Origin of the sequence: Sodalis sp. CWE (assembly GCF_019646055.1) — a bacterium.
Taxonomy (GTDB): domain Bacteria; phylum Pseudomonadota; class Gammaproteobacteria; order Enterobacterales; family Enterobacteriaceae; genus CWE.
This window is the reverse complement of the sequence record NZ_JAESFE010000001.1, coordinates 52559-77769: the sequence shown is the minus strand read 5'-3', so window position 1 is coordinate 77769 and position 25211 is coordinate 52559. Positions and strand designations below refer to the sequence as shown.

The following is a 25211-nucleotide window of genomic DNA, read 5'->3' as shown; positions in this document are numbered from 1 at the left end:
ACTTGATTTTGGACGTTTTTCTCTTTTTTGAAGAGAAAAATTAATATACAAATACTCAAGGTAATCATTAAAATGGCATTATTCAAATTGATATGATCTATGAAAAAGTCGAGAACAACTACCCTCTTCTTTTTCTTACTTTTTACTGAAAGTCCAATTGCATCACTGCACATTCTTGATCAAACTGTTGCTGTAGTAAACAAGGAAGTTATTCTGAAAAGCGATGTAGAAAATGCATTGGTCATGTTATATGGAAACAAAAAAGTTAACCAAAGATTGTTCAATAGAGATATACTTCGCTATCAGATTTTGGATCAATTAATTATTGATCGGATTCTATTGCAGCTAGCTCAACAAGAAAACATTGTCATTAGTAATGAAGAAGTGGATCAAGCTATAAATAATATTGCTGTTAAGAATTATATGACGATTAATCAGTTACGTAGTCAATTGGCTTGTAGTAACATAAGCGATGATGTTTATCGGGCAAGAATTTACAAAGAAATATTAATTGCCAAAGTATATGATAACGAGATGCGTCGTCGCATCAAGATTCTTCCAAAAGAAGTTGAGTTGTTAGCTCAAAAAATTACTGATCAAGCGATTGATGTAGCTAATTTTGAGTACAATCTTAACCATATTTTAATTCCTTTATCAAACAATCCAACAAAGGATCAATTAAATAAAGCAAAAATAATAGCTTATTCCTTAATTAAAGAGAATAAAGATGATGTTAACTTTAACAAGTTGATAACTGATTATTTGGTTAGCTCCAAAATAATAAAAGGAAATTTGATTGGTTGGAAAAAGATAGAAGACATTCCATTATTGTTCGTAGAACAGCTACTACATGCTAAAAAAGGTAAAATTATTGGACCACTGTTTTTTAAAAATGGTTTCCATATTCTTAAAGTTAATGATGTACGTTATGGAAATGGTGGTAAGAAGAGTTCAATAATTACTGAAGAAGTGCATATTCGTCATATTTTGATGCATACCTCAACGTTTCTATCAGATTATCAAATTCAAACTAAACTTGAGAATATTGCATCACAAATAAAAAATGGTAGTACTAATTTTTCCAGTGCTGCTAGGAAATTCTCCGAAGATATTGACTCAGTAAATCGAGGCGGCGACTTAGGTTGGAATTTAATTGACATGCTCGATCCTGTTTTCCGTGTTGCGCTAACACATTTAAAAAAAGGAGAAATTAGTACACCGATTCGTTCTTCAGTTGGATGGCACTTAGTTGAACTAGTTGAAAAAAGACAAATAAATATTTTCAATGATTTTCAAAAAAAACACTATGCTTTTGAATTATTATTTAGTCAAAAATTCGCAGAAGAGGAGAAAGCTTGGCTGCAAGAGCAACGTGCAATTAATTATATTAAGATTTTTCATAGCAATGAATGGTAAACGAATTATTATTACTCCAGGCGAACCTGCTGGAGTTGGTCCAGATCTTGTTATTAAATTAGCTCAGCAGGTTTGGTCCTTAGAATTAGTGGTTTGTGCAGATCCTGATTTACTGATAGAACGAGCAAAACAGCTCAATCTACCTTTATTTTTACAAACTTACCAACCTGAAAAACCAGTTAAAACAAGATCGAAACATGAGTTAACAGTGCTTGCTGTTAAGAAGCCAGCTCCAACTATTGCTGGCAAACTTAACGTTACTAATAGTAGTTATGTGCTTAAAACATTGGATCGTGCTTGTGACGGTTGCCTTAATGGTGAGTTTGCAGCATTGCTTACAGGACCAGTTCATAAAGGCATTATTAATGATAGTGGATTACCGTTTAGCGGACATACAGAATATTTAGCTAGTCGAAGTAGATTAGAAAGAGTTGTGATGATGTTAGCTAGTGAGTCATTGCGTATTGCTTTAGCAACAACTCATTTACCATTGTTAGAAGTTTCAAAAGCTATAACCAAACAATCTCTTAGCGAAACATTGATAATTCTAACACGTGGATTACAGCAACAGTTCAAAATTCGAAAACCATGTATTTATGTATGCGGCTTAAATCCGCATGCTGGTGAAGGAGGTTATATAGGGCGAGAAGAAATTGAAACAATTATTCCAACCTTGGATATGTTACGTGATAAAGGCTACAACCTTATCGGACCTCTTCCAGCCGATACTTTATTTCAATTAAAATATCTAAAACAAGCAGATGCAGTATTAGCAATGTATCATGATCAAGGCCTTCCTGTTTTGAAATATCAAGGATTTGGTCAAATAGTTAATATTACGTTTGGGCTTCCTTTTATTCGTGTATCTGTTGACCATGGCACTGCTTTGGATTTAGCTGGATCGGGACAAGCAAATATTGGGAGTATTCAAACAGCGCTTAATCTTGCCATAGATATAATAAAAAATATTAATGAGTAACTATATTTATCAAATGCATTCGGTTCGTAAGCGTTTTAGCCAATGTTTTTTGCATGATCGTTTAGTTATTGATGCTATCGTTGACGTTATCAAACCTCAATTAGGACAGATAATTGTTGAGATTGGACCTGGACTTGGTGCGTTAACAAAGCCAATTGCGAAGCGTGTTAAAAACATTACTGCAATCGAAATTGACCGAGACTTAGCTAAACGTTTAGCTAAAAACTCTTTTTTACGAACTAAATTGAAGACTATATGTCAAGATGTTATGACAGTAGATTTTACCAAATTATCGACCAATCTTGGAGGCTTATTGCGTATCTTTGGAAGCTTACCATATAATATATCTACTCCTATTATATTTCATATGTTTAAACATATTCAAAGTATCAAAGATATGTATTTTATTTTGCAAAAGGAAGTTGCAAATCGATTGGTGGCTTCTCCTGGAAGTAAAGATTATGGACGACTAAGCATAATTTCCCAGTATCATTTTAAAATTACTCCAATATTAGAAATTTCATCTGCCTCGTTTCGTCCCATTCCAAAAGTAAATTCTACAGTAGTTCGATTTCTTCCTTATATTATAGAGTCTTCTTCAACAAAGAAAACAAGAATATTAGCCATTCTAACTAATTTAGCTTTTAGTCAACGACGAAAGACATTGAGGAATAGTCTTAGCGGTTTTTGTAATGCTCAGCAATTAAAAGAATGTGGAATTGATGCAGGAGCACGTGCGGAAAATATAAGCATTGAACATTATTGTCGTTTGGCTAATTTTTTAGAAAATCGTTTTAATCTTTTCTTTAAAAGAGATGAAAAATAGGAAGGAATGCGTTTACATCGTTTCAATATATTCTCTAAAATTAATTTAGAAATAAATAATGTGATGTTCATTTGGCAAGGTCAATTTAAAAAAGAACTAAGAATAGAACTTTTGTTATGTTTTTCTCACATCACTTTGTAAATGTTATAAAATGTAAGCATTGTATCAATAATTAAATTGTTTTTAGCGCTCATTCAATAAATTTGATTTATTTTTTCGTTATCTAAAAAACCTTCTTACGTAGAATTACTAATGTCAACATATTTAATTGGTGATGTTCACGGTTGCTTTAAAGAATTAAAAATTTTACTTGAAAAAGTTCAATTTAACCCAACAGAGGATACTCTTTGGTTGACCGGGGATTTAGTTGCTCGTGGTCCAAACTCATTAGAAGTATTGCGCTTTATACATGATTTTAAAAGTAATAGAATACGCATAGTATTAGGAAATCATGATCTTCATCTTTTGGCATCATATGTCGGAATTAAAGATTTTCAAGAAGATAATACAGAAACTTTGCTATCGATAAAAAAAGAAAAAGATGCTGATGAGTTGATTAATTGGCTCCGTCATCAACCTATATTGCAAATAGATGAAGAAAAAAGATTGTTCATGGTACACGCTGGTATTGCTCCACAATGGAATTTTGATACTGTTAAACAATGCGCTAAGGAAATCGAATCAGCATTAAGAGGAGATGATTATGCATTGTTCCTAGCTGCTATGTATAGTGATAATAATAGATTTCATTGGAGTCAAGATTTAAATAATTTAGCTCGTTTACAGTTTAGTATTAATGCTTTTACTCGAATTCGATATTGTTTTCCAGATGGGACAATAGATATGTCTTGTAAAGATTCGCCAAAAAATATTTCTAGGATTTTACAACCTTGGTTCATGTTACTAAAATCAGAATTCTACGAACATTACAGTGTTGTTTTTGGTCATTGGTCTTCCTTGTCAGGATTTAAAACGCCAAAAAGAATTTATGGACTTGACACTGGTTGTTGTTGGGGAAATAAATTAACACTGTTACATTGGGAGAAAAAAGCGCTCGTTCATGTCCCATCCTCCCTAAGACAGTCTCTGTAAATGAAAGAACGTCTATCGCTAAACAGCTGAAATTGTTTTTTCTTTTTTGAAGAATGTTTTCATTTATACTATTACTTTTAAAAATGAGGAAGATAAAGTTTTTTTGGATATTTATTAAAGTTTTTATATTTGTTTTTTGTGATATTAATTACGGCGTTCCAGGATCTCAAAACAACAATTGTAAGTATTATTGTTTTTATTCTTTATTGCATTTTTGCACAACTTATAAAAAACAGACCTCCATTCATCGTATTTATAATCTGGGAATCGTGTATCTCCGTTTATATTAGTTTCCACATGGGTTAAATAAAGCTTATTAGCTTTAGGAAGGAAAATTTCGTAAATTTTAGCGCCACCTATTACCATCACTTCTGGTGCATTGTTTGTTACTGATAGCGCCTCTGACGGTGTCATTACCCATGATACGACGGCGGTATCACTTTTTCTCTTCTTTGGATGGCGAAGAGTACTTAATACAATGTTATGTCTTTTTGGTAGCGGGTTCCCAATAGATTCAAATGTTTTGCGTCCAACAATGATTGGTTTATTAATTGTATGTTTTTTAAACCAGATCATATCCATAGGGATATTCCATGGCAAGGAATTTTTTATGCCAATTATTCGATTTGTTGTCATAGCAACAATCAAGCTAACAATCATATAACTTTTTATCTAAAAAAATAAAATTCTAAATTTATAAGGAAGAATAGAAAACAAAGAGCCAAAATAACTTGATTTCGATCAAAAGTCAAACGATCAAAAGATTATTTAATCTAATTAAATTAAAATGTTTATTACGTACATTAGAGGGCTCTTTTATTTTGAAAAAGATAATAATGAACTACAAATACAAATAGACATCTTTTTATTTACTTAAGCCGATGAAAACTACATATTTGTTTTTTTGTTAAGCATAATTAATTTAATTAGTAATACTTTTGGAAATTTTATCACATAACATTGCATTTGAATGCTTGAGGAAAGATAAATTTCTAACTAAATTTTTACTCATAATTAAATAAAAGGTATAAATTGATTTTCGTATTTTCTAAATGAGTTAATTTAAAATTAAAAAATGCAACAAGAATAAATAAATATAAGCTTATTTCCGATCATTTTAAGTTTAGATAAGCATCTCGATAAGGTGTCGGTTCTTTAAAAGAAAGTATCGAAAAAAATCTGACCATTTTTAATAAACAGTCATTCTATTAATTTTCTTTTCTTTTAGACTATATCTAATGAGATGTATTATTGATTTTGCCTATGTATATTCTGCTATGAAAAAGAGACATGTAGTAGATAATATAAAAACTGAACTTTTCAAAAAAGAAATTAGAATAAAAAGGATAAAAATAATCAACCAGATTATTTCTTGCTTTAATTTTGATTAAGTATGTATGTTTACATTTAAATAGGTTAACACGGATGTAATAAAATCTGAAAGAAAAGTTTAATTAGAAATTAATGACTAATAAAAAATAAGATACTTTATTTTTGATTAAGTAAATCTTGCATATTAAAGAAACCTTTTTTTTTACTATCAGCGAGCCATGTGACAGCGCGAATTACCCCCTTAGTAAATGTTGCTCTATTTAAAGCTTTGTGAGTGATTTCTAAACGTTCTCCAATTCCAGCAAAAATCGCGGTGTGCTCACCAATAATATCCCCCGCCCTGATGATTGAGAACCCAATTTTTTTCATTTTATATCTATTTTTATATTTTTTATGATCGTATAAAGTATAATTATTTGATTCTTTTTCTCCAATCGCGCAAGCGATGTTTTTACCCATAGCAATTGCGGTAGCTGAAGGCGCGTCTTTTTTATCACGATGATGCATTTCAATAATCTCAATGTCACAGCTTTCTCCAACTATTTTAGCTGCTTTTTTGAGTAGTTCAAGCATTAGGCTAGCTCCAATACTAAAATTGGCAGAGAAAACAATTCCTATGCTTTTAGAACAGGCTTTGATGATATTTTTCTGAAATTGATTAAAACCTGTAGTGCCTATGACAATACTTTTATTATTTTGATGACAAAATGCCAAATATTTCATACTAGCATTAGGGCAAGTAAAATCAATTAGGATATCAAAGTTATTTTTTACTGCTTCTAATTCACTGCTAATTAATACACCTAGGCGGTTAATTCCTACTAATTCGCCGGCATCTATACCGCACAATGTTGACCTATCATGAGTTATCGCGGCTCCTAAAATAACTCGCTTTGATTGCGCTACTGCTTGAATAAGTTCTCTTCCCATCCGACCCGTTGCGCCAGCAATTGCAATTAAAACTGGATTTTCCTTACACATTCTATTCTTGATCCTTACGGATAAGTGTCTGTTCACATTAATTGCTTGAAACCCCTGATGAAGGGGAACTTAGAAGATACTTTCAGAATCTGAAAAAGATAGAAATTAATAAATTTTACTAATATTAAGGCGCGTAAGAAATAAAAATTTATAATTGAGATTGCGCTTTAAATTTTTTTTTATATTCAGCTTTTTTTAAAAGTTTAAAAACGATTTTTTCTTTTTTTCCAACAAATTCTCTAACGCTTTCAGCGCCTAACAGACATAAATGTCTAACAACCTGATTTACCAATATTTCCGGTGCGGATGCACCCGCAGTTATACCAACATTTTTCGTTTTTCGAAACCAGCTTTCTTGGATATCAGTAGCGTTCTCAATTAAATGAGATGGCTTACCAATTTGTTGGACTAACTCTGCTAGTCGATTAGAGTTGGATGAATTTTTTGAGCCAATAACAAGCATTATATCAACTTTAGCAGAAAGATCACGTACAGCTTTTTGACGGTTAATTGTTGCATAGCAAATATCATTTTTATGAGAATTAACAATAGCGGGAAATCGTGTACGTAACGCATCAATAATATTTCTAGCCGCATTAACTGAAAGCGTTGTTTGAGTCATAAAACACAGATTATTTTCATTTTTAATTTGAAGTTTTTGAATATCGTCAACTGACTCTACTAAATAAATACCACCAAATAAATTATTATACTGTCCCATAGTCCCTTCAACTTCAGGATGACCTGAATGTCCAATGAGAATAGTTTCCATGCCTTTTTGACTAGCACGAATAATTTTCTTATGTACTTTAGTGACCAAAGGACAAGTCGCATCAAATATAAGTAAGTCGCGACAGCGAGCTTCTTCTTTGATTTTTTGTGATACACCATGAGCAGAAAAAATTAAAATAGCCTTATCAGGTACTTCAATGATTTTCTCAACAAAAATTACACCTCGTGCTCGAAAAGAATCTACAACATAACGATTATGTACTATTTCATGACGCACATAAATTGGAGGACCAAAAATTTCTAACGTTCGCTCAACAATGTTGATTGCCCGATCTACGCCTGCGCAAAAACCACGAGGATTAGCTAATAACACTTTCATTTTTTTCCTATTATTTTTCAATTCCTCTTTAAAAGGAGAGCTATCACTTTAAAATTTTTAGTCAAATTGATTGTTTTTTTAAACACCACTTAGTTTCTAAAGAAATTTAGTTAATCTTTTAAAGATTTAGATTAAAGCCAAATAATATAATATTACAATTTTTCAGGATGCCTATTGGATAAATTATCTAATTAACGATTGTTGTAGCGAACAATAATATTTTCTAATGTAATCAATATTATACCGATACAAATTTCCGTATCTGCTAAATTAAACGTTGGCCAATGCCAATCATCAATATGAAAATCAATAAAATCAATCACGAAACCGTACATAACTCGGTCAAATAGGTTACCAAATGCGCCGCTAGCAATCATCGTATAGGCAATGCTAGATAATCTTTTTGATTTATTAGATTGGACTATGATAAATAGTATCAATAAAACCATTATTGATATTATTGACAATATCCAACGTTGGGTCTCTCCTTTTCCGGCTAAAAAGCCAAAGATTATTCCAGAGTTGAGAACATAAGTAAAGCTAATAAATGGAAATACCGATATTGATTCACCAATCCATAAATGAGTCATAATCCATTTCTTACTGATTAAATCTAGCATTACCATCACAAGAAAATTTATATAATACATTGAATCTGCAGCTTTTTTGTTAAACAAACTTACGAATTTCACCTAGACCAGATACGTTCATAACACAGCGATTGCACATTTTTAGATCATGAATATATTGGTTAACATTGGTCGTGTAATGCCAACAACGTGGACACTTTTCTCCATTTGCTTTTTTCAAAGCTATTTTTAATCCATGAAATTTTTCACATTGTATTGCATCAATCGTGGCATCATTATAATCTGCAATAATTGCATCTGACGTAAGTAGTGCAAAGTGAAGCTCCTTATCCAATTTGCTTAATACATCTTTAATAATAGGTTCAGCGTATAATGTAATACAAGCTTCTAATGAGCTATTAATAAACTTAGCAACTCGCGCTTGCTCAATAACCTTATTAATTGCATTTCGTACTTTTAGTAAAGTTTCCCAATACGCATCGTTCAATAATTGAGTAGCATCCAATTTGGATAAACCATTATACCATTCTTCAGTAAAGACATATTTGGATTGTCTTTCTGGAATAAAACTCCAAATTTCATCAGCTGTAAATGGAATAATTGGAGCTATCCAACGAACAAGAGCTTCGATAATATGATACATTGCCGTCTGGCAACTACGACGAGCAATACTGTTCTTTTTAGATGTATATTGACGATCTTTAATAATATCTAGGTAAAAAGAACTCATTTCAACAGAACAAAATTGTATCAAACGCTTTATAACATTATGAAAATTATATTCTTCATAAGAAGAAATAATTTCCTCCTGCGCTGCTTGTGTACGACTAACCGCCCATCGATCTACTGCGATCATTGCTTCTGGACTAATACTATGTAATGTTGGGATAAAATCATTTAAGTTAGACAGAAGGAAACGTGCTGTATTGCGTATTTTTCTATAAGAGTTAACTGAACATGTTAAGATTTCATTCGAAACTGACATTTCACGTGTATAATCGGTAGAAGCAACCCAGAGACGTAAAATATCTGCTCCCAACTTATTTACTATTACTTGCGGACTAATTACGTTATTTGTTGATTTTGACATCTTTCGACCTTTTCCATCAACAATAAAACCGTGAGTTAGTACATGGCGATATGGCGCCTTACCATGTATAGAGGTAGAAATTATCAGTGACGACATAAACCAACCACGGTGCTGATCTGACCCTTCTAAGCACATATCTGGTAAATGATTTTTAAATTCTGGCCTCGCTTCTAAAACTGAAGAATAAGTAGATCCAGAATCAAACCAAACATCAAGAGTGTCTGGTACTTTATAATAAAGATCAGCATCATCGCCCAAAATTTCAGCTAAATTTAAATCCCACCAGGCTTGCACACCGATTTTTTCAACTCGTTTTGCAATATCCTCTATTAATTCAGTTGTTCGAGGATGTAATGTGCCTTTGTCTTTATGCACAAATAGTGCCAATGGTATTGCCCAAACACGTTGTCGAGAAATACACCAATCAGGACGATTTGTAATCATCGCTTCAATACAAGTTTGACTCCATTGAGGAGCCCATTTTACTTTTTTAGCTTCTTTTAACAATTTTCTACGTAAACCATTTTGCTCCATACTGATAAACCATTGTGGCGTTGTACGAAAGATAACTGGAGTTTTATGTCTCCAACAATGCGGATAACTATGTATTAAATTTTCTGCATGCATTAAAGCATCGTTACTATAAAGTAGATTAATAATCACTTTATCAACAGTAGATTTCAGGACTGATAATCCATCTAACGATGGATGCGTGTTTGGTAAATAACAGCCGTCAGATCCGACTGAGTTAAAAATTTCTAAATTGTATTTTTTACCAACGATGTAATCATCAAGACCGTGTCCTGGAGCTATATGCACTGCTCCAGTTCCCATAGATGATGTTACATTCTGACTGAAAATAGTCGGTATATTAAAATTCATAAATGGATGACAAAACCATAGTGATTCTAACTGGTTACCTTTAGTGACTCCTAATGTTTTCCAAGATTTAACACAAAACCGTTTCATTACTGTATTTAATAAAGTTTCGCTTAAAATATAACCTTTTCCTTTTATTTCAATAAGTTGGTAATTGAATTCAGGATGAATAGCAATAGCTCGATTAGCAGGTAGAGTCCATGGTGTCGTAGTCCAAACAAGCAAATAAATCTGTTCAATATAATTGGTTATGCCAAATTTAATAGAAACCGAATTGGTATCTTTAGCTTTGAAAGCAACATCAATAGATAGAGCAGAACGGTTGTGATACTCTATTTCTGCTTCTGCTAACGCAGAGCGGCACTCGGTACACCAGTGTGTTGGTTTTTTTCCTTTATATAGATAACCACTGGTTGCTATTTTACCAAATGTTCGAATAATATTTGCTTCAGTTGAAAAATCCATCGTTAAATATGGATGTTGCCAATCGCTTAAAACACCTAAACGGATGAAATCTTTTTTTTGTTTCTCAACTTGTTTAGTAACATACGTGCGACAAACTTCGCGAAATTTCGCAGCGCTAACTTTTTGGCCAGCTTTACCAATAAGTTGTTCTACTTTTAATTCAATTGGTAATCCATGACAGTCCCAACCTGCTATGTATGGAGAGTCATATCCTGTTAACAGCTTAGACTTAATTATAATGTCTTTAAGAATTTTATTAACCGCATGACCAATATGAATGCCGCCATTTGCATATGGCGGTCCGTCGTGCAATATGAAGATTTTTTTTCCTTTTTTGACTTGACGAATTATGTCATATAAGTTCTGTTCATGCCAACGTTTTAATATTTGCGGCTCTTTTTCAGTTAAATTTCCACGCATGGAAAACTTTGTATTAGGCAAGTTTAAAGTACTTTTGTAATTAGTCATTTAATTCCAATTAATCACGCAATTCTATATGCGCATCATTAAAAATGGTTTAATTTAAAGAAGTTACGTGTATTTCTTATATCAAGCACAATTTGATTTTTAAGATCCTCGAGTGAAGAAAATTTTTTTTCGTTACGTAATTTTGCATGTATTAATACTTCAAGATATTGACCATACAGATTTTTATCTATATCTAATAAATGCACTTCTAATTTTTGGTTTTTATTACTAGACACCGTGGGTCTAACACCTATATTTGCCACACCTAGCAAAGGTGCACTAGTGAAAGTGTGAACCTTTACAGCATATACACCATGAATTGGCATACGTCTTCCTTTAAGAGATATATTTGCAGTTGGAAAACCGATGTTCTTTCCTATCATATCGCCATATATTACTCGACCAGAGAGACGGTATGGATGTCCTAATAAATTCTCTGCTTTTTCTAATTGGTCTTTTACTAGCGCTTTGCGAATGGCGGTACTGCTGATTCTTTCCCCATTCTTAGTAGTGCATGTCGCCACATTTGTGACTCTAAATCCAGCACGTTTTCCCATTGCTTTTAGTAAAATATAATCTCCTTGTCGTTTAGCCCCGAACCGAAAGTCATCACCAATACTAATGAATCGTACTCCTAATTTCTTTATTAGTAAATCAGTTATAAACTTTTGAGCATCTAACATTGCAAACTGTTCATTAAAATTAATACATATAATTGAATCTACTCCAGAAGCAGTTAAGTACTTTACTTTTTCACGAAAGCAAGATAGTCTGACTGGTGCGTTTTCCTTACCAGAAAAATATTCTTGCGGTTGAGGTTCAAATAGCATTACGGTTACCGGTAAACCAAGACGGCGTCCTTCATGTTTCAAATTTGAAATAATTAGTTGATGCCCGCGATGAAATCCATCAAAATTGCCAATAGTTAAAACACATTCGTAGGGGTATTTTTGTAAATTATGTACATTTCGAATAAGTTTCATAATTAGTTTAAATGTCGTTTAAACAAATAAGAGAAATAGAATACTAGCCTTATACCAATATTCAGTGATAATGATATATTCTTAACAATTCCAGTTACCTTATAGAAGGGAGAATTGTTTTTTTCAAAATATTATGTAGGGTTTAACACTTTAAATATTTTATGAAATTTTTTTGTAAAAATCCTACATTATTTAGGAGATTATTTTGGCTAACAATAAATCCGCTAGAAAGCGAATTGCTCAATCTGAAAAGCGTCGTCGACATAATGCAAGTCGACGTTCTATGATAAGAACTTTTGTAAAAAAAGTTTATACTGCTATCGCAGAGGGAAATAAAAGTGCTGCACAGCACGCGTTTTCTATCATGCAACCAGTTGTTGATCGTCAAGCAAAAAGGGGGTTAATTCATAAAAATAAAGCAGCACGTTATAAATCAAAACTTCTTATAAGAATAAATTCAATGAACTGATTACATGTATTGTTATTAAAAATCCATTCAGCAAAATGAATCATGATCAAAAAGATAAAGCGGGGATGTAGGTCAATAATAATCTTCTTATAAGAGAAGAGATGAATGGAAAATAAGCTTTTTGTTAGATCTTAATTTTTCTTAAAACAACGCTGTCTACTTTTAAAAAGCAAAATTAGGAATTTAACGGGTTAGATCATCAAAAAACTTTTTTACACCTTCTAAGAAACTCTTCGAACGTGGACTATTTTGTTGCCCGTTTAACCCGCCAAAACTTTCTTCTAATTCTTGAAGCAGTCGTTTTTGACGTTCGTTAAGTTTCACAGGTGTTTCAACTACAACTCGACAAAACAAGTCACCCTGAGATCCACCACGTACAGATTTTACCCCTTTACCTCTCATTCTAAACATTTTACCAGTTTGAGTTTCTGCTGGAATTCTAAGTTTCACGCGACTATTCAGTGTTGGAACTTCAATTTCACCGCCAAGTGCTGCCATGGCAAAATTAATCGGAACTTCACAATATAGATTGTTTTCCTCTCGTTCAAAAATAGGGTGTGTTCGTACTTTAATTTGCACATATAGATCACCTGCACCTGCACCACGTACCCCTATTCCCCCCTCACCAGATAAACGAACTCGATCTCCTGTATCTACTCCTGCCGGAATTTTTACAGATAACGTCTTAGATTTTTCTACTCTTCCTTGTCCGTGACACATAACACAAGGATCCTTAACAATCCTACCTTGTCCTTGACAAGTAGGACAAGTTTGTTGGACTGTAAAAAATCCTTGTCGGATCTGGACTTGTCCTTGTCCATGACAAGTAAGACATGTGATAGCTTTAGTTCCTGATTTTATTCCACTACCATAGCAAAGACTACACTTTTCCAACGAAGGGACTCGAATTTCTCGGGTTACGCCTCGCACCGCCTCCTCGAGAGAAAGCTCCATGTCATAACTCAAATCTGCTCCTCGACTAGCTCGCTGACGTCGACCTCCTCCGAAAATATCGCCAAAAACGTCCCCAAAGATATCACTAAAATCTGCCCCGCCAGCTCCGCTAGAAAAAGACGATCCAGAACCTCCTACATTTCCTTGCTCAAAAGCCGCATGACCGTATTGATCATAAGCAGCACGTCTTCGAGTGTCAGTTAGTACTTCGTAAGCTTCTTTAATCTCTTTAAATTTGGCTTCAGCTTCGGAGTTTCCTGGATTACGATCTGGGTGGAATTTTACTGCTAGACGTTTGTATGCCTTTTTAATATCACGTTCTTCTGCATCTCGAGAAACACCTAAAATCCTATAATAATCTGACTTTGCCATTCCTTTTCCTTCAACAAATTTGTAAGGGCAAACACACTATCCGCACTTTTCATCGCAGCGTCCGAACAGAATCGGCAGACAACAACCTTTACTCATTCGTGAAGATTACTTTTTATCCTTAACTTCTTCAAATTCAGCGTCAACAACGTCATCCTCTGCTTTTGCTTTTTTATTGTTGTTGTCGTCGCTACTTGTTTTGCTTTCTCCAGTTGTTTTAGTACGGTTCTTGGTTATTGAGAGTAATTTGCTAGATACCTGAATAAGTGCTTGAATTTTCGTTTCAATATCAGCTTTATCTTCATTTTTCATGGAATCATCTAAATTCTTTAAAGCATTCTCAATAGATATTTTGTCATCAGCAGGTAACTGATCAGCTACGTTCGCTAGTTGCTTTCGAGTACTGTGCAGTAAATGATCAGCTTGATTTCGAGTCTGTATTAATTCTTCAAACTTGCGGTCAGACTCTGCATTTGTTTCTGCCTCTCGTATCATTTTTTTAATTTCTTCTTCGCTTAGCCCAGAAGAAGCTTTTATGGTAATTTTTTGCTCTCTTCCACTGTTTTTATCCTTAGCAGAAACGTGCAAAATCCCATCAGCATCAATATCAAAAGTTACTTCAATTTGTGGTGTACCACGCATAGCCGGTTCAATACCATCAAGATTAAACTGACCTAAAGATTTGTTATCGCTGGATCGTTTGCGTTCGCCTTGCAAAACATGAATAGTGACAGCAGATTGGTTATCCTCTGCAGTAGAAAATATCTGGCTATGCTTAGTTGGAATAGTAGTATTTTTAGCAATCAGTGGAGTCATTATTCCGCCCATCGTTTCGATACCCAATGATAAAGGAGTAACATCCAAAAGCAATACATCCTTCACATCACCGGCTAGCACACCACCTTGAACTGCAGCACCAATAGCTACAGCCTCATCCGGATTTACATCTTTACGCGGCTCTTTTCCAAAAAAATCAGTGACTTTTTTCTGAACTAAAGGCATACGAGTCTGTCCGCCTACTAGGATAACATCTCTGATATCAGAAACAGATAGATTTGCATCTTTCAACGCCATTTTTAAAGGTTCTAAAGTACGATTTACTAATTCTTCTACTAATGACTCTAATTTAGCACGAGTTACTTTTAAGTTCATGTGCTTTGGACCAGAGCTATCGGCTGTAATATAAGGTAAATTAACGTCAGTTTGTTGAACAGATGACAACTCTATTTTGGCTTTCTCAGCAGCTTCCTTTAAACGCTGCATTGCTAACGGATCATTGCGCAGATCGATTCCCTGATCCTTTTTAAATGCATCGACTAAGTGTTTAATAAGACGACTGTCAAAGTCCTCGCCACCTAAATGGGTATCTCCGTTAGTTGCCAATACTTCAAATGTTTTTTCACCATCAACATCATCAATTTCGATAATAGAAATATCAAAAGTCCCACCACCTAGATCATAAACCGCGATAATTCGATTGCCTGTCTCTTTATCTAAACCATACGCAAGTGCGGCTGCGGTCGGTTCATTAATAATTCGCTTAACATCTAGTCCAGCGATTCGTCCTGCATCTTTTGTTGCTTGACGCTGTGCATCATTAAAATAGGCTGGTACAGTAATTACCGCTTCAGTAACTGATTCTCCTAAATAATCTTCTGCGGTTTTTTTCATTTTTTTTAAAACTTCAGCGGAAATCTGAGGCGGTGCCATTTTCTGACCTTTTACTTCTAACCAAGCATCGCCGTTATTAGCCGCAATAATTTTATATGGCATAATGCTAACATCTCGCTGAACTTCTTTATCTTGATAACGACGACCAATTAGACGTTTGATGGCAAACAAAGTGTTTTGTGGATTAGTAACAGATTGGCGCTTAGCCGGCTGGCCAACCAAAATCTCACCATCCTGAGTATAAGCGATAACAGAAGGAGTTGTACGGTCTCCTTCGCTGTTTTCGAGCACGCGAGGTTGACTGCTTTCGGTGATTGCGATGCAAGAATTAGTCGTGCCCAAGTCAATACCGATGATTTTTCCCATCAAAATACCTCACTAAATTCTGTAAACGATCGTTAATTCTGATATGCGAACGAAATTAAACTTTTCAAGTTTTTCTATTAATTTCCTTTTTCTTCCTTAAAATTCTAAGACGATAATGATCTTCTATTAGAGTCTTCTCCTTCTCTAGTTAAGAGGTGTTAACATCTCTAATTCTCACTAAAAAAGATTAATCTGTAATAGAGATCTAGAAACATAATTATTAGTTTAATAAACCTTAAAACGATTTAAGAGTTCAAGGAGCTTTTACTATCATAATATTTTTAATCGAAACAATGGCTACTTTTCTTTTACTAAAAAGATTTAAATCAGAAAATAATATCCCTCCTAAAAGGAAAATTGTTATCTGCGCAGTTTTTAGAAAAAAAATATTAAATTAAGTAGTTAGCATTAGCATAACGCAAATTGCATGAAGATATAACTTTCTTAGTGAGCACGTTGGTTTTTACTCTAAATCCTGTGTGTTCATTACCTCCAATTGTTAAGCCGTATAGAAATTATCAAATTTTTTATAAATCTCATAAATTTTTGCTAGACCTATTTCAGACGAAATAAAAAATTAAAGTTAATTTACTTTTCTTAGTTTTTTTACAGTTTAAAATTTTATTTTATGTGAATAAAATTTTGGAATTGTTACATCAGATCTAAGTTTTTTCTAAAAATGAGGTTTGTACCTAAAAAAGTATCAATTTCTTATGAGCTATTAAATAACTAATATAGAAATTCACTAAAAACAATGTTTTCCCATATTAATTGCTATTAATCGACGCGCTTTAATGACTTTTATTAAAATGATGCACCTTTAGCAGCTATGTCAAACAACTACTCACAACATACTACCGTTTTATTACATGAAGCCATACAAAGTTTAAATCTCCGATCAGATGGAATTTATATAGATGGAACTTTTGGAAGAGGTGGTCATTCTCATCTAATTTTATCCAAACTTGGTGCACGTGGACGACTATTTGCTATTGACAGAGATTTGGAAGCTATTAAATCAGCTTCTTCTATAAAAGATCCTCGCTTTACTATTATTCATGGACGATTTTCTGCTATGAAGAACTATATGGAACAGTGGAAATTATTAGGAAAGGTTGATGGAATATTGCTTGATCTTGGATTATCGTCGCCGCAACTGGCTGATCCCAAACGAGGTTTTTCATTTATGCGCGATGGTCCTTTAGATATGCGTATGGATACGTCGTGTGGACAAACTGCTGCACAATGGTTATTACAAGCTAAAGTGAAAGAAATTGCTTTGGTTTTAAAAACGTTAGGCGAAGAACGCTATGCCAAAAGGATTTCTGAATTCATTGTTTCTCGCAATCGTCAAAAACCTATAGTTGGTACACACGAATTGGCTACTCTAATTATTAGAGCTAATCCTTTTTCTAGCTGGAAAAAACATCCAGCTACACGCAGTTTCCAAGCAATTCGTATGTTTATTAACAATGAATTAAGAGAAATCGAAGAAGCACTAAAAGGAACTTTAACAATATTGGCTCCTGGAGGAAGATTATCAGTTATTAGTTTTCATTCAATAGAAGACCGTAAGGTTAAACAATTTATTAATCAATTTAGTAATTGGCCACAAATTCCGATAAGTTTTCCTCTTACGGAAAAACAAGTAATTCAACGATACAAAAATTTTCGAAAATTTAAAGCTTTAGGGAAAATACGTCCTTCAGAACAAGAAATTAAAAACAATCCTTGTGCACGTAGTTCAATTTTACGTTTTGCCGAAAAACTTATATGATGACTGATAACAAACGATTTTGTCTGATGAGAATCATTGGAAATGATTTGTTATGCCATAGCAAACTTTCTTTATTACTGTTAGTTGCGTCCATATCTTCAGCTCTCATGATAATTAGTACCACCTATCAAATAAGGTATTTAACAACGGAGCATGAAAAGGTGGTTCTAGAAAAAGATGAGTTAGAAATAGAGTGGCGAAATCTAATTCTAGAAGAAAAAACATTAGAGAATCATAATCGAATAGAATGCATCGCTATTGAGCAGTTAAAAATGCAACATATTGATCCATCGCAAGAAAATATTATCGCTCAATCGATTAATTAATCATAGTTCGTATTACATCATCTTTAAATATGAAAGATAAAGTTTATCCAATAAAATGGAAGAATAAAGCTAATAGTTTTATTAGATGGCGTTTCGTTTTACTTTGTAATTGTTTTTTTCTAGCATTATTAGGTTTAACGCTACGAATAACTTATTTACAAATAATTAATTCTGACAAACTAATACGTGAAGGAGATATGCGATCACTGCGAATGCAGCGAGTCCACGTAGTACGTGGCATAATAAGTGACCGCGTTGGACGTCCATTAGCGGTAAGTGTACCGGTTAAAGCTGTATGTGCCGATCCAAAAGAACTTAATGATCATGGAGGTATTGGTGTTGACTTTCGATGGAAAGCATTGTCCGATGCGCTTTCTATTCCACTTAATCAACTTGCCACGCGAATTAATACTAATCCTAATAGTCGTTTTATTTATTTGGCACGTCAAGTTAATCCGACAATTGGCGATTATATTCATGAACTTAGACTTCCTGGCATTTACTTGCTACAAGAGTCAAAACGTTATTATCCAGCTGGTCAAGTAACAGCACACCTTGTAGGTATAACTAACATTGATAGTGAAGGTATTGAAGGCATTGAAAAAAGCTTCGATCGACTCCTAGCTGGACAAGCTGGTTTTCGATCAGTTCGGAAAGATCGATTTGGACGCATTATCGAAGATGTTTCTTTAGTTAAAAGCCAAACATCAAATAATCTAATACTGAGCATTGATGAACGTTTGCAAACATTGGTCTATCGCGAATTAAATAATGCTGTAATTTTCCATAAGGCTGAATCTGGTATTGCAATTCTAGTAGATATTAACACTGGAGAAATACTAGCAATGGCAAATAGTCCTTCTTATAACCCTAATAACTTAACTAGAACGACTGTAAATGTAATGCGTAATCGTGCCATTACCGATATTTTTGAGCCTGGCTCAACAGTTAAACCAATGGTAGTAATGGCAGCATTAGAAAACGGTATAGTACAAAGTAATAGCGTACTTAATACGCTCCCTTATATGATCAACAAACATCAAATTAAGGATGTGACTTGTTATCCAGAACTAACTTTAACTGAAATTTTACAGAAATCGAGTAATGTTGGAGTTTCCAAGTTGGCGTTAGCAATGCCTCCATCAGTATTAGTCGAAACATACTTGAAATTTGGACTAGGTAAAGCAACTAATCTAGGTTTAGTTGGAGAGAGTAGTGGTTTTTTTCCCCGCAAAAAAAAGTGGACTGATGTAGAAAGAGTTACTTTTTCTTATGGTTACGGATTAATGGTCACTCCATTACAGTTAGCCAGAGTCTATGCAACAATTGGTGGAATGGGTATTTTGCGCCCTCTGTCTATTACACGAGTGAATATTCCTGTAACTGGAGAAAGAATATTTCCAGAATCGCTAGTACGATCTGTAGTACATATGATGGAAAGTGTAGCACTTCCAGGAGGAGTTGGCACTAGAGCTGCGATTAAAGGCTATCGTGTTGCTATTAAAACTGGTACTGCCAAAAAAGTTGGATCAGACGGAAATTATATTAACAAGTATATTTCTTATACAGCTGGAGTTGCTCCTGCTAGCAATCCAAGATTTGCATTAGTTGTATTAATAAATGATCCGCAAGGTGGAAAATATTATGGAGGAGTAGTGACTGCGCCTATATTTGGATCTATTATGGGAAGGGTATTACGTACTATGAATATACAACCAGACGCACTGCAAACTCATCAAGAAATTGTACATCGCTGATTAAGGGAATATGTTTAGTGACTAAACGTTGTAATTTGCGCTACTTATTAGCTCCTTGGACTTCTGATGTTCCAGAATGTTTACTTAATGAAATAATTCTAGATAGCCGGGTTGCATCAAAAAACGATTTATTTGTAGCAATTTCGGGTCATCAAACAGATGGACGTCTTTATATTAAGCAAGCTATCGCAAAAGGAGTTGCTGCTATTGTAGCACAAGCAGAAAATGAAGTAAATTCTAACAATAATGAAATTTATAAAATTCAAGGTATACCAGTTATTTATTTGCATCACCTTCGCGAGCGTTTGTCCGAGATAGCTGGACGTTTTTATCAACATCCATCGCAAACCATGTGTTTGGTTGGCGTTACTGGAACTAACGGAAAAACTACAACTACTCATCTATTGGCACAGCTGTCAGGAATAGAAAATAGTGCTGTAATGGGTACCATTGGAAATGGCATTTTAAGTCATCTTTCTCCATCTAATAGTACCACTGAATCACCAATCAAAATACAGCGACAATTGTCAGAATTTCAAAAAGAAGGAGTAAATTTTGTGGCAATGGAAGTTTCTTCTCACGGGTTAGATCAACATCGCGTTGAGAATATTCATTTTTCGGCTGCAGTATTTACAAATCTCAGTAGAGATCATTTAGATTACCATGGTGATATGTCGCATTACAAAGCAGCTAAATGGAGACTTTTTAGCGAATTAGACGTCAGTCAATATGTTATTAATGCAGATGATATTATCGGCCGTCATTGGCTTAAAATGCTGCCAGCCGCAATTTCTGTATCAACTAAAAAAAATTTTCCAAAAAAAAGAAATGGAAATTGGTTATATGCTGAAGAAATATATTACCATATGGACGGTACAGAGATTCTTTTTTGTTCTAGTTGGGGTAATGGAAAGTTACAAAGTCCATTGATTGGAGAATTTAATGTTACTAATCTGTTATTAGCAATAGCAACACTACTTTCGATCGGTTATTCGCTTCCAATCTTACTTAAGAATGCACGTCAATTGCGTTCTATTTGCGGACGCATGGAAGCATTTCGTGCAAAAGGTTTACCTACAGTTTTAGTCGATTACGCTCATAATCCTGAAGCGCTACAAAAAGCATTAATAACAGCAAAATTGCATTGTAATGGAAAATTGTGGTGTGTTTTTGGCTGCGGAGGCAATCGTGACAAAGGAAAAAGACAACTAATGGCTTCTATTTCCTATCTATATGCTGACGAAATTATCATTACTGATGATAATCCACGTAATGAAACAAAGTTGGACATCATTAATGATATCAGAAAAGGTTTCCAAGATGAGAAGCGAGTGCAGGTGATTCTCAATCGCTCCGAAGCAATAACTTCCGCAATTATGCAAGCTAAATGGACAGATATAATCCTAATAGCTGGAAAGGGCCACGAAAATTATCAAATTATCAGACAAAAAACAATCTATCACTCCGATCGTGCCATTGTAGCACAGTTATTAGGAGGAGCGATCGATACATGATTTCATTTAGACTCAGCACCATCGCATCGATTCTTCGTGCTGATTGGATTGGAGAAGACGTTTGTATCGAAACTGTCACAACTGATTCACGTACACTAGGTGCTACTATGAAACGTAAATGTTTATTTGTTGCGTTAAAAGGGGATAGGTTTGATGCGCATGATTTTGCTAAGCAAGCTATCAGTACTTCTTTTTGTAGTGCTTTATTGGTTAATCGTCCAATACCATTAACTGTTCCGCAATTGATCGTTACTGACACAAAACGTGCACTTGGTCAGTTAGGCGCCTGGGTACGTCGACAAGTTTCGGCGCGAATTGTTGCTGTAACTGGATCCTCTGGAAAAACTACAGTTAAAGAAATGACAGCTGCTATTTTGCGCCAATGCGGAAACGTTTTAGCAACACAGGGAAATTTTAATAATGAAATAGGCGTACCATTAACTTTACTACGTTTAACACCCATACATGATTATGCAGTTATTGAAATTGGAGCCAATCGTCTTGGTGAAATCTCTTGGATTACTAGCTTAGTTCGCCCGGAAGCTGCTTTGATAAATAACCTTTTTATAGCTCATTTGACTGGATTCGGCTCTTTATCAGCTGTAGCAAAAGCTAAAGGAGAAATTTTCTCTGGTTTAAGTATTAATGGACGCGGCATTTTTAATGCTGACAGTCATGATTGGAAAAATTGGAAAAAGGATTTAGATCAAAGAAATATTTGGCGATTTGCTACACAGGCAACCAACAACGTTGATTTCTTTGCTAGCCATATTGAAGAAAACTTAAAAGGTATACGTTTTCTATTACATACTCCATCAGGAGCGTGTGCGGTACGATTGCCATTACTGGGAATACATAACGTTTCTAATGCTTTAGCTGCCTGCGCGTTATCAATGTCAGTAGGAGCATCGTTATCCTCTGTCGTTGCTGGTTTAAAAAAAATTCAACCCCTTCCTGGGCGATTATTTCCTATTCTTCTTGGAAGAAATCAATTATTATTAGACGATAGTTATAACTCCAATGTTGGCTCGATGATTGCTGCTATAAGAGTTCTATTGAAAATACCTGGATACAAAGTAATGGTAGTTAGTGATATGGCTGAATTGGGAAATAACACAGCAGCGTATCATTGGAATATAGGTAAAATTATTGCCGCAACATCTGGTATCGACAAAATACTCAGCATTGGTTATTTTAGTTATTTAATTAGCAATGCTAGCAGACGAGGCGAACATTTTCAAAACAAAGCAATATTAATTGATCGAATTTTGCTACTTCTGTCCGAAAAAAAACCGACAACCATTTTAATAAAAGGATCACGCAATGCTGTGATGGAGCAAGTGGTGCTCTCCATACAAGAGAGGGTATCATGTTAATATGGTTAACAGAATATTTGATTCAATCATTTTCGATATTTAAATTTTTTTATTGTTTAACGTTTCGTGCAGGTATGAGTTGCTTGACAGCAATTTTTTTATCCCTATGGACCGGGCCGTATCTAATAATTTGGCTAAAAAAACTACATATTGAACAATCGGTGCGTACAGATGGACCGGAGTCACATATCAGAAAGCATGGTACCCCTACTATGGGCGGATTAATGATCCTTTTTTCGATTGTTACCTCAGTATTAATGTGGTCTTATCTTTTTAATCCATATATCTGGTTTACTTTGTTCGTCTTAATTAGTTATGGAACTATAGGTTTTATTGATGACTACTGTAAAGTAGCATATAAAAGTTCTAAAGGACTTACTGCTTTTTGGAAATATTTTTGGCAATCATTAATAGCCTTGGCAGTTATATTAATCATATTTAAAATAGAGAAAAATACGCCATCACCAACTCAGTTGGTAATCCCTTTTTTTAATGAAGTTAAGCCACAATTAGGGGTATGGTACGTACCTTTAGCTTATTTTGTAATTGTTGGCACTAGCAATGCAGTAAATTTAACAGATGGTTTAGATGGCCTAGCGATTGTTCCTGTTGTTTGTGTTGCTTTTGGTTTAGCGCTAATAGCTTGGGTAACAGGTAACATAGGTTTTGCAAACTATTTACACATTCCTTATACGCAATTTGCAGGCGAGTTAGCGGTAGTTTGCGCGGCTATAATTGGGTCAGGTATCGGTTTTTTATGGTTTAATACTTATCCTGCACAAATTTTTATGGGAGACGTTGGATCTCTTTCGATTGGAGGCATGCTTGGAATAATAGCGGTTTTATTACACCAAGAGCTTTTATTATTTATTATGGGTGGAGTATTTGTAATAGAAACTTTGTCGGTGATTTTACAAGTTAGTATATTTAAACTGCGTGGTCATCGATTTTTTCTTATGTCTCCAATTCATCATCACTATGAGTTAAAAGGATGTCCAGAGCCTCGTATTATGGTACGTTTTTGGATTATTTCATTAATGTTAGTTTTGGTTGGGTTGGTTTCGATGAGAATGCGGTGATATAGATGAAAACAGACTATCGGCGTGAGCGAGTGGTCATAATTGGATTAGGCATTACCGGTGTTTCTTGTGTTAATTTCTTCCATCGTCGCGGTGTGATTCCGTATGTAATAGATACATGTTATTCACCAATCGGTTTGGGAAAAATTCCGCATGATATACCAATTCATTTAGGTTCGTTACATAAACAATGGCTTCTTAATGCTACACTTATAGTAAAAAGTCCCGGTGTTCCGTCGTTGGATCCTTCTCTAATATCATCTGATGCTGTTATTGTTAGCGACATTGAGTTATTCGCACGTGAAGCATTAGAGGTACCAGTGGTAGCAGTAACAGGAACGAATGGTAAAAGCACTGTTGTGCATATGGTAAACAAAATGGCTTCCAAGGCAGGCTTAAAAGTTGGTGTTGGTGGTAATTTTGGATTACCTGCTTTAGAATTATTAAACTTATCATGTCAATTGTATATTTTAGAGTTATCTAGTTTTCAACTAGAAAATACATATAGCCTAAAAGTTTCTGTGGCAACTGTTCTGAATATTAGCAAAGATCATATGAATCGTTATTCGGTCTGTATGCAACAGTACCGTATGGCTAAACTAGCTATCTATCGAAACTCTTTAACTTGTTTGATTAATACAGATGATATCTCTACTTTTCCAGAGCATAGAAAAAACGCGCGTTTTATTAGTTTCGGCATAAAAAGAGGAGATTATTGCTTACATCGTTGCTCTGGAAAAATTTGGCTTATGGCTTATGGCAAACAATTACTGGAATGCAAAGAACTAAGAATTAGCGGAGTTCATAATTATACTAATGCTTTAGCGGCATTAGCGATAGCAGACGAACTAAAAATTCCCCGTGAAAGCAGTTTAATGGCGCTGCGTCATTTTTGTGGCCTAGCGCATCGCTTTGAGTTAATACACAAACGTAACGGTGTGCATTGGGTTAACGACTCAAAATCAACAAATACAGGCAGTACAGAAGCTGCCCTAGATAGATTAGAGGTAGTTGGTACACTCCATTTGATTTTGGGAGGTGATGGAAAATCTGCAGATTTTACAACACTTCAGTTACGAATACAGAAAAGTTATCATCAAATACGGTTATATTGTTTTGGACAAGATGGCGCAAAACTAGCTTCTTTATGCCCTGACAAGTCAATTATTACTGATACGCTTGAACAAGCGATGCGTATTATTGGTTGCTGTGTAAAGAAAGGAGATTTGGTTTTGTTATCTCCTGCTTGTGCGAGCTTAGATCAGTTCATCAATTTTGAAGAACGTGGTGAGACTTTCACTCGTCTCGCTTTAGAATTAGGATAGCGTAATAATCTTAGAA

General features: G+C 34.4%; 20 protein-coding genes. 12 read left to right on the top strand and 8 right to left on the bottom strand.

Going from position 1 to position 25211, the window contains the following annotated elements; genetic code table 11:
• The first annotated feature begins 99 nt into the window (after positions 1–99).
• From surA to apaH, 4 genes are all read left to right on the top strand, one after another.
• Entirely contained in the window at positions 100–1416 is a 1317-nt protein-coding gene (gene surA / locus JK145_RS00265; protein WP_220664895.1) for a peptidylprolyl isomerase SurA, read from the top strand.
• Complete coding sequence (pdxA, locus tag JK145_RS00260; RefSeq protein WP_220664894.1) at positions 1406–2395, top strand: 4-hydroxythreonine-4-phosphate dehydrogenase PdxA; 990 nt, start codon at positions 1406–1408, stop codon at positions 2393–2395. Before surA ends, pdxA begins: the two co-directional genes overlap by 11 nt.
• Positions 2388–3221 carry a 16S rRNA (adenine(1518)-N(6)/adenine(1519)-N(6))-dimethyltransferase RsmA gene (rsmA, locus tag JK145_RS00255; RefSeq protein ID WP_220664893.1) on the top strand — a complete coding sequence of 278 codons (834 nt, stop codon included), beginning with the start codon at positions 2388–2390 and terminating at the stop codon, positions 3219–3221. Before pdxA ends, rsmA begins: the two co-directional genes overlap by 8 nt.
• A 252-nt stretch (positions 3222–3473) precedes the next feature.
• A complete protein-coding gene (apaH, locus tag JK145_RS00250; protein ID WP_220664892.1) occupies positions 3474–4313 on the top strand; it encodes a bis(5'-nucleosyl)-tetraphosphatase (symmetrical) ApaH in 840 nt (279 codons plus the stop codon).
• Between the two features lie 144 nt (positions 4314–4457).
• Here apaH and folA read toward each other — a convergent pair whose 3' ends face one another.
• The 6 genes from folA to ribF form a co-directional block, all read right to left on the bottom strand.
• Positions 4458–4973 (bottom strand): type 3 dihydrofolate reductase, encoded by a 516-nt coding sequence (gene folA / locus JK145_RS00245; RefSeq protein ID WP_220664891.1) that lies wholly within the window; start codon positions 4971–4973, stop codon positions 4458–4460.
• 828 nt (positions 4974–5801) lie between these two features.
• Positions 5802–6626, bottom strand: a complete 825-nt coding sequence (gene dapB / locus JK145_RS00240; protein WP_220664890.1) for a 4-hydroxy-tetrahydrodipicolinate reductase — start codon at positions 6624–6626, stop codon at positions 5802–5804.
• A gap of 148 nt (positions 6627–6774) precedes the next feature.
• Positions 6775–7737, bottom strand: a complete 963-nt coding sequence (gene ispH / locus JK145_RS00235) for a 4-hydroxy-3-methylbut-2-enyl diphosphate reductase (protein ID WP_220664889.1) — start codon at positions 7735–7737, stop codon at positions 6775–6777.
• Between the two features lie 191 nt (positions 7738–7928).
• A complete protein-coding gene (lspA, locus tag JK145_RS00230; RefSeq protein ID WP_220664888.1) occupies positions 7929–8387 on the bottom strand; it encodes a signal peptidase II in 459 nt (152 codons plus the stop codon).
• A 19-nt stretch (positions 8388–8406) separates the two neighbouring features.
• Positions 8407–11229, bottom strand: coding sequence for an isoleucine--tRNA ligase (gene ileS, locus JK145_RS00225; protein ID WP_220664887.1), 2823 nt, complete (start codon positions 11227–11229; stop codon positions 8407–8409).
• A 38-nt stretch (positions 11230–11267) separates the two neighbouring features.
• Positions 11268–12212 carry a bifunctional riboflavin kinase/FAD synthetase gene (gene ribF / locus JK145_RS00220; RefSeq protein ID WP_220664886.1) on the bottom strand — a complete coding sequence of 315 codons (945 nt, stop codon included), beginning with the start codon at positions 12210–12212 and terminating at the stop codon, positions 11268–11270.
• Positions 12213–12417: 205 nt separating this feature from the next.
• Here ribF and rpsT point away from each other — a divergent pair, with 205 nt between their 5' ends.
• Complete coding sequence (gene rpsT, locus JK145_RS00215; protein ID WP_220664885.1) at positions 12418–12681, top strand: 30S ribosomal protein S20; 264 nt, start codon at positions 12418–12420, stop codon at positions 12679–12681.
• Between the two features lie 183 nt (positions 12682–12864).
• On the opposite strand, the gene dnaJ is transcribed toward rpsT, so the two are convergent.
• Together dnaJ and dnaK are read right to left on the bottom strand one after the other, a co-directional pair.
• On the bottom strand, positions 12865–14007 hold the full coding sequence (dnaJ, locus tag JK145_RS00210; RefSeq protein WP_220664884.1) for a molecular chaperone DnaJ: 1143 nt from the start codon (positions 14005–14007) through the stop codon (positions 12865–12867).
• 105 nt (positions 14008–14112) lie between these two features.
• Positions 14113–16041: a molecular chaperone DnaK gene (dnaK, locus tag JK145_RS00205; RefSeq protein ID WP_220664883.1), complete on the bottom strand. Its 1929-nt coding sequence runs from the start codon at positions 16039–16041 to the stop codon at positions 14113–14115.
• Between the two features lie 829 nt (positions 16042–16870).
• Here dnaK and rsmH point away from each other — a divergent pair.
• The 7 genes from rsmH to murD are packed head-to-tail and all read left to right on the top strand — an operon-like array spanning position 16871 to position 25195.
• Positions 16871–17818: a 16S rRNA (cytosine(1402)-N(4))-methyltransferase RsmH gene (rsmH, locus tag JK145_RS00200; protein WP_220664882.1), complete on the top strand. Its 948-nt coding sequence runs from the start codon at positions 16871–16873 to the stop codon at positions 17816–17818.
• On the top strand, positions 17818–18144 hold the full coding sequence (gene ftsL, locus JK145_RS00195) for a cell division protein FtsL (RefSeq protein ID WP_220665217.1): 327 nt from the start codon (positions 17818–17820) through the stop codon (positions 18142–18144). The genes rsmH and ftsL overlap by 1 nt, the downstream gene beginning before the upstream one ends.
• A gap of 29 nt (positions 18145–18173) precedes the next feature.
• On the top strand, positions 18174–19901 hold the full coding sequence (gene ftsI, locus JK145_RS00190) for a peptidoglycan glycosyltransferase FtsI (protein ID WP_220664881.1): 1728 nt from the start codon (positions 18174–18176) through the stop codon (positions 19899–19901).
• 17 nt (positions 19902–19918) lie between these two features.
• Positions 19919–21415 carry a UDP-N-acetylmuramoyl-L-alanyl-D-glutamate--2,6-diaminopimelate ligase gene (gene murE, locus JK145_RS00185; RefSeq protein WP_220664880.1) on the top strand — a complete coding sequence of 499 codons (1497 nt, stop codon included), beginning with the start codon at positions 19919–19921 and terminating at the stop codon, positions 21413–21415.
• Positions 21412–22791, top strand: coding sequence for a UDP-N-acetylmuramoyl-tripeptide--D-alanyl-D-alanine ligase (gene murF, locus JK145_RS00180; RefSeq protein ID WP_220664879.1), 1380 nt, complete (start codon positions 21412–21414; stop codon positions 22789–22791). The genes murE and murF overlap by 4 nt, the downstream gene beginning before the upstream one ends.
• Positions 22785–23870 carry a phospho-N-acetylmuramoyl-pentapeptide-transferase gene (gene mraY / locus JK145_RS00175; protein WP_220664878.1) on the top strand — a complete coding sequence of 362 codons (1086 nt, stop codon included), beginning with the start codon at positions 22785–22787 and terminating at the stop codon, positions 23868–23870. The genes murF and mraY overlap by 7 nt, the downstream gene beginning before the upstream one ends.
• A gap of 5 nt (positions 23871–23875) precedes the next feature.
• Positions 23876–25195 (top strand): UDP-N-acetylmuramoyl-L-alanine--D-glutamate ligase, encoded by a 1320-nt coding sequence (murD, locus tag JK145_RS00170; RefSeq protein WP_220664877.1) that lies wholly within the window; start codon positions 23876–23878, stop codon positions 25193–25195.
• Positions 25196–25211 lie beyond the last annotated feature (16 nt).

Bases quoted from the DNA above. Each gene is read 5' to 3' on its own strand.
- murF (WP_220664879.1), top strand. From the start codon at position 21,412: ATGATTTCATTTAGACTCAGCACCATCGCATCGATTCTTCGTGCTGAT.
- dnaJ (WP_220664884.1), bottom strand. From the start codon at position 14,007: ATGGCAAAGTCAGATTATTATAGGATTTTAGGTGTTTCTCGAGATGCA.
- dnaK (WP_220664883.1), bottom strand. From the start codon at position 16,041: ATGGGAAAAATCATCGGTATTGACTTGGGCACGACTAATTCTTGCATC.
- rsmH (WP_220664882.1), top strand. From the start codon at position 16,871: ATGTCAAACAACTACTCACAACATACTACCGTTTTATTACATGAAGCC.
- ribF (WP_220664886.1), bottom strand. From the start codon at position 12,212: ATGAAACTTATTCGAAATGTACATAATTTACAAAAATACCCCTACGAA.
- dapB (WP_220664890.1), bottom strand. From the start codon at position 6,626: ATGTGTAAGGAAAATCCAGTTTTAATTGCAATTGCTGGCGCAACGGGT.
- ftsL (WP_220665217.1), top strand. From the start codon at position 17,818: ATGACTGATAACAAACGATTTTGTCTGATGAGAATCATTGGAAATGAT.
- mraY (WP_220664878.1), top strand. From the start codon at position 22,785: ATGTTAATATGGTTAACAGAATATTTGATTCAATCATTTTCGATATTT.
- apaH (WP_220664892.1), top strand. From the start codon at position 3,474: ATGTCAACATATTTAATTGGTGATGTTCACGGTTGCTTTAAAGAATTA.
- lspA (WP_220664888.1), bottom strand. From the start codon at position 8,387: ATGTATTATATAAATTTTCTTGTGATGGTAATGCTAGATTTAATCAGT.
- ftsI (WP_220664881.1), top strand. From the start codon at position 18,174: ATGAAAGATAAAGTTTATCCAATAAAATGGAAGAATAAAGCTAATAGT.
- ispH (WP_220664889.1), bottom strand. From the start codon at position 7,737: ATGAAAGTGTTATTAGCTAATCCTCGTGGTTTTTGCGCAGGCGTAGAT.
- pdxA (WP_220664894.1), top strand. From the start codon at position 1,406: ATGAATGGTAAACGAATTATTATTACTCCAGGCGAACCTGCTGGAGTT.
- folA (WP_220664891.1), bottom strand. From the start codon at position 4,973: ATGATTGTTAGCTTGATTGTTGCTATGACAACAAATCGAATAATTGGC.
- rsmA (WP_220664893.1), top strand. From the start codon at position 2,388: ATGAGTAACTATATTTATCAAATGCATTCGGTTCGTAAGCGTTTTAGC.
- murD (WP_220664877.1), top strand. From the start codon at position 23,876: ATGAAAACAGACTATCGGCGTGAGCGAGTGGTCATAATTGGATTAGGC.
- ileS (WP_220664887.1), bottom strand. From the start codon at position 11,229: ATGACTAATTACAAAAGTACTTTAAACTTGCCTAATACAAAGTTTTCC.
- surA (WP_220664895.1), top strand. From the start codon at position 100: ATGAAAAAGTCGAGAACAACTACCCTCTTCTTTTTCTTACTTTTTACT.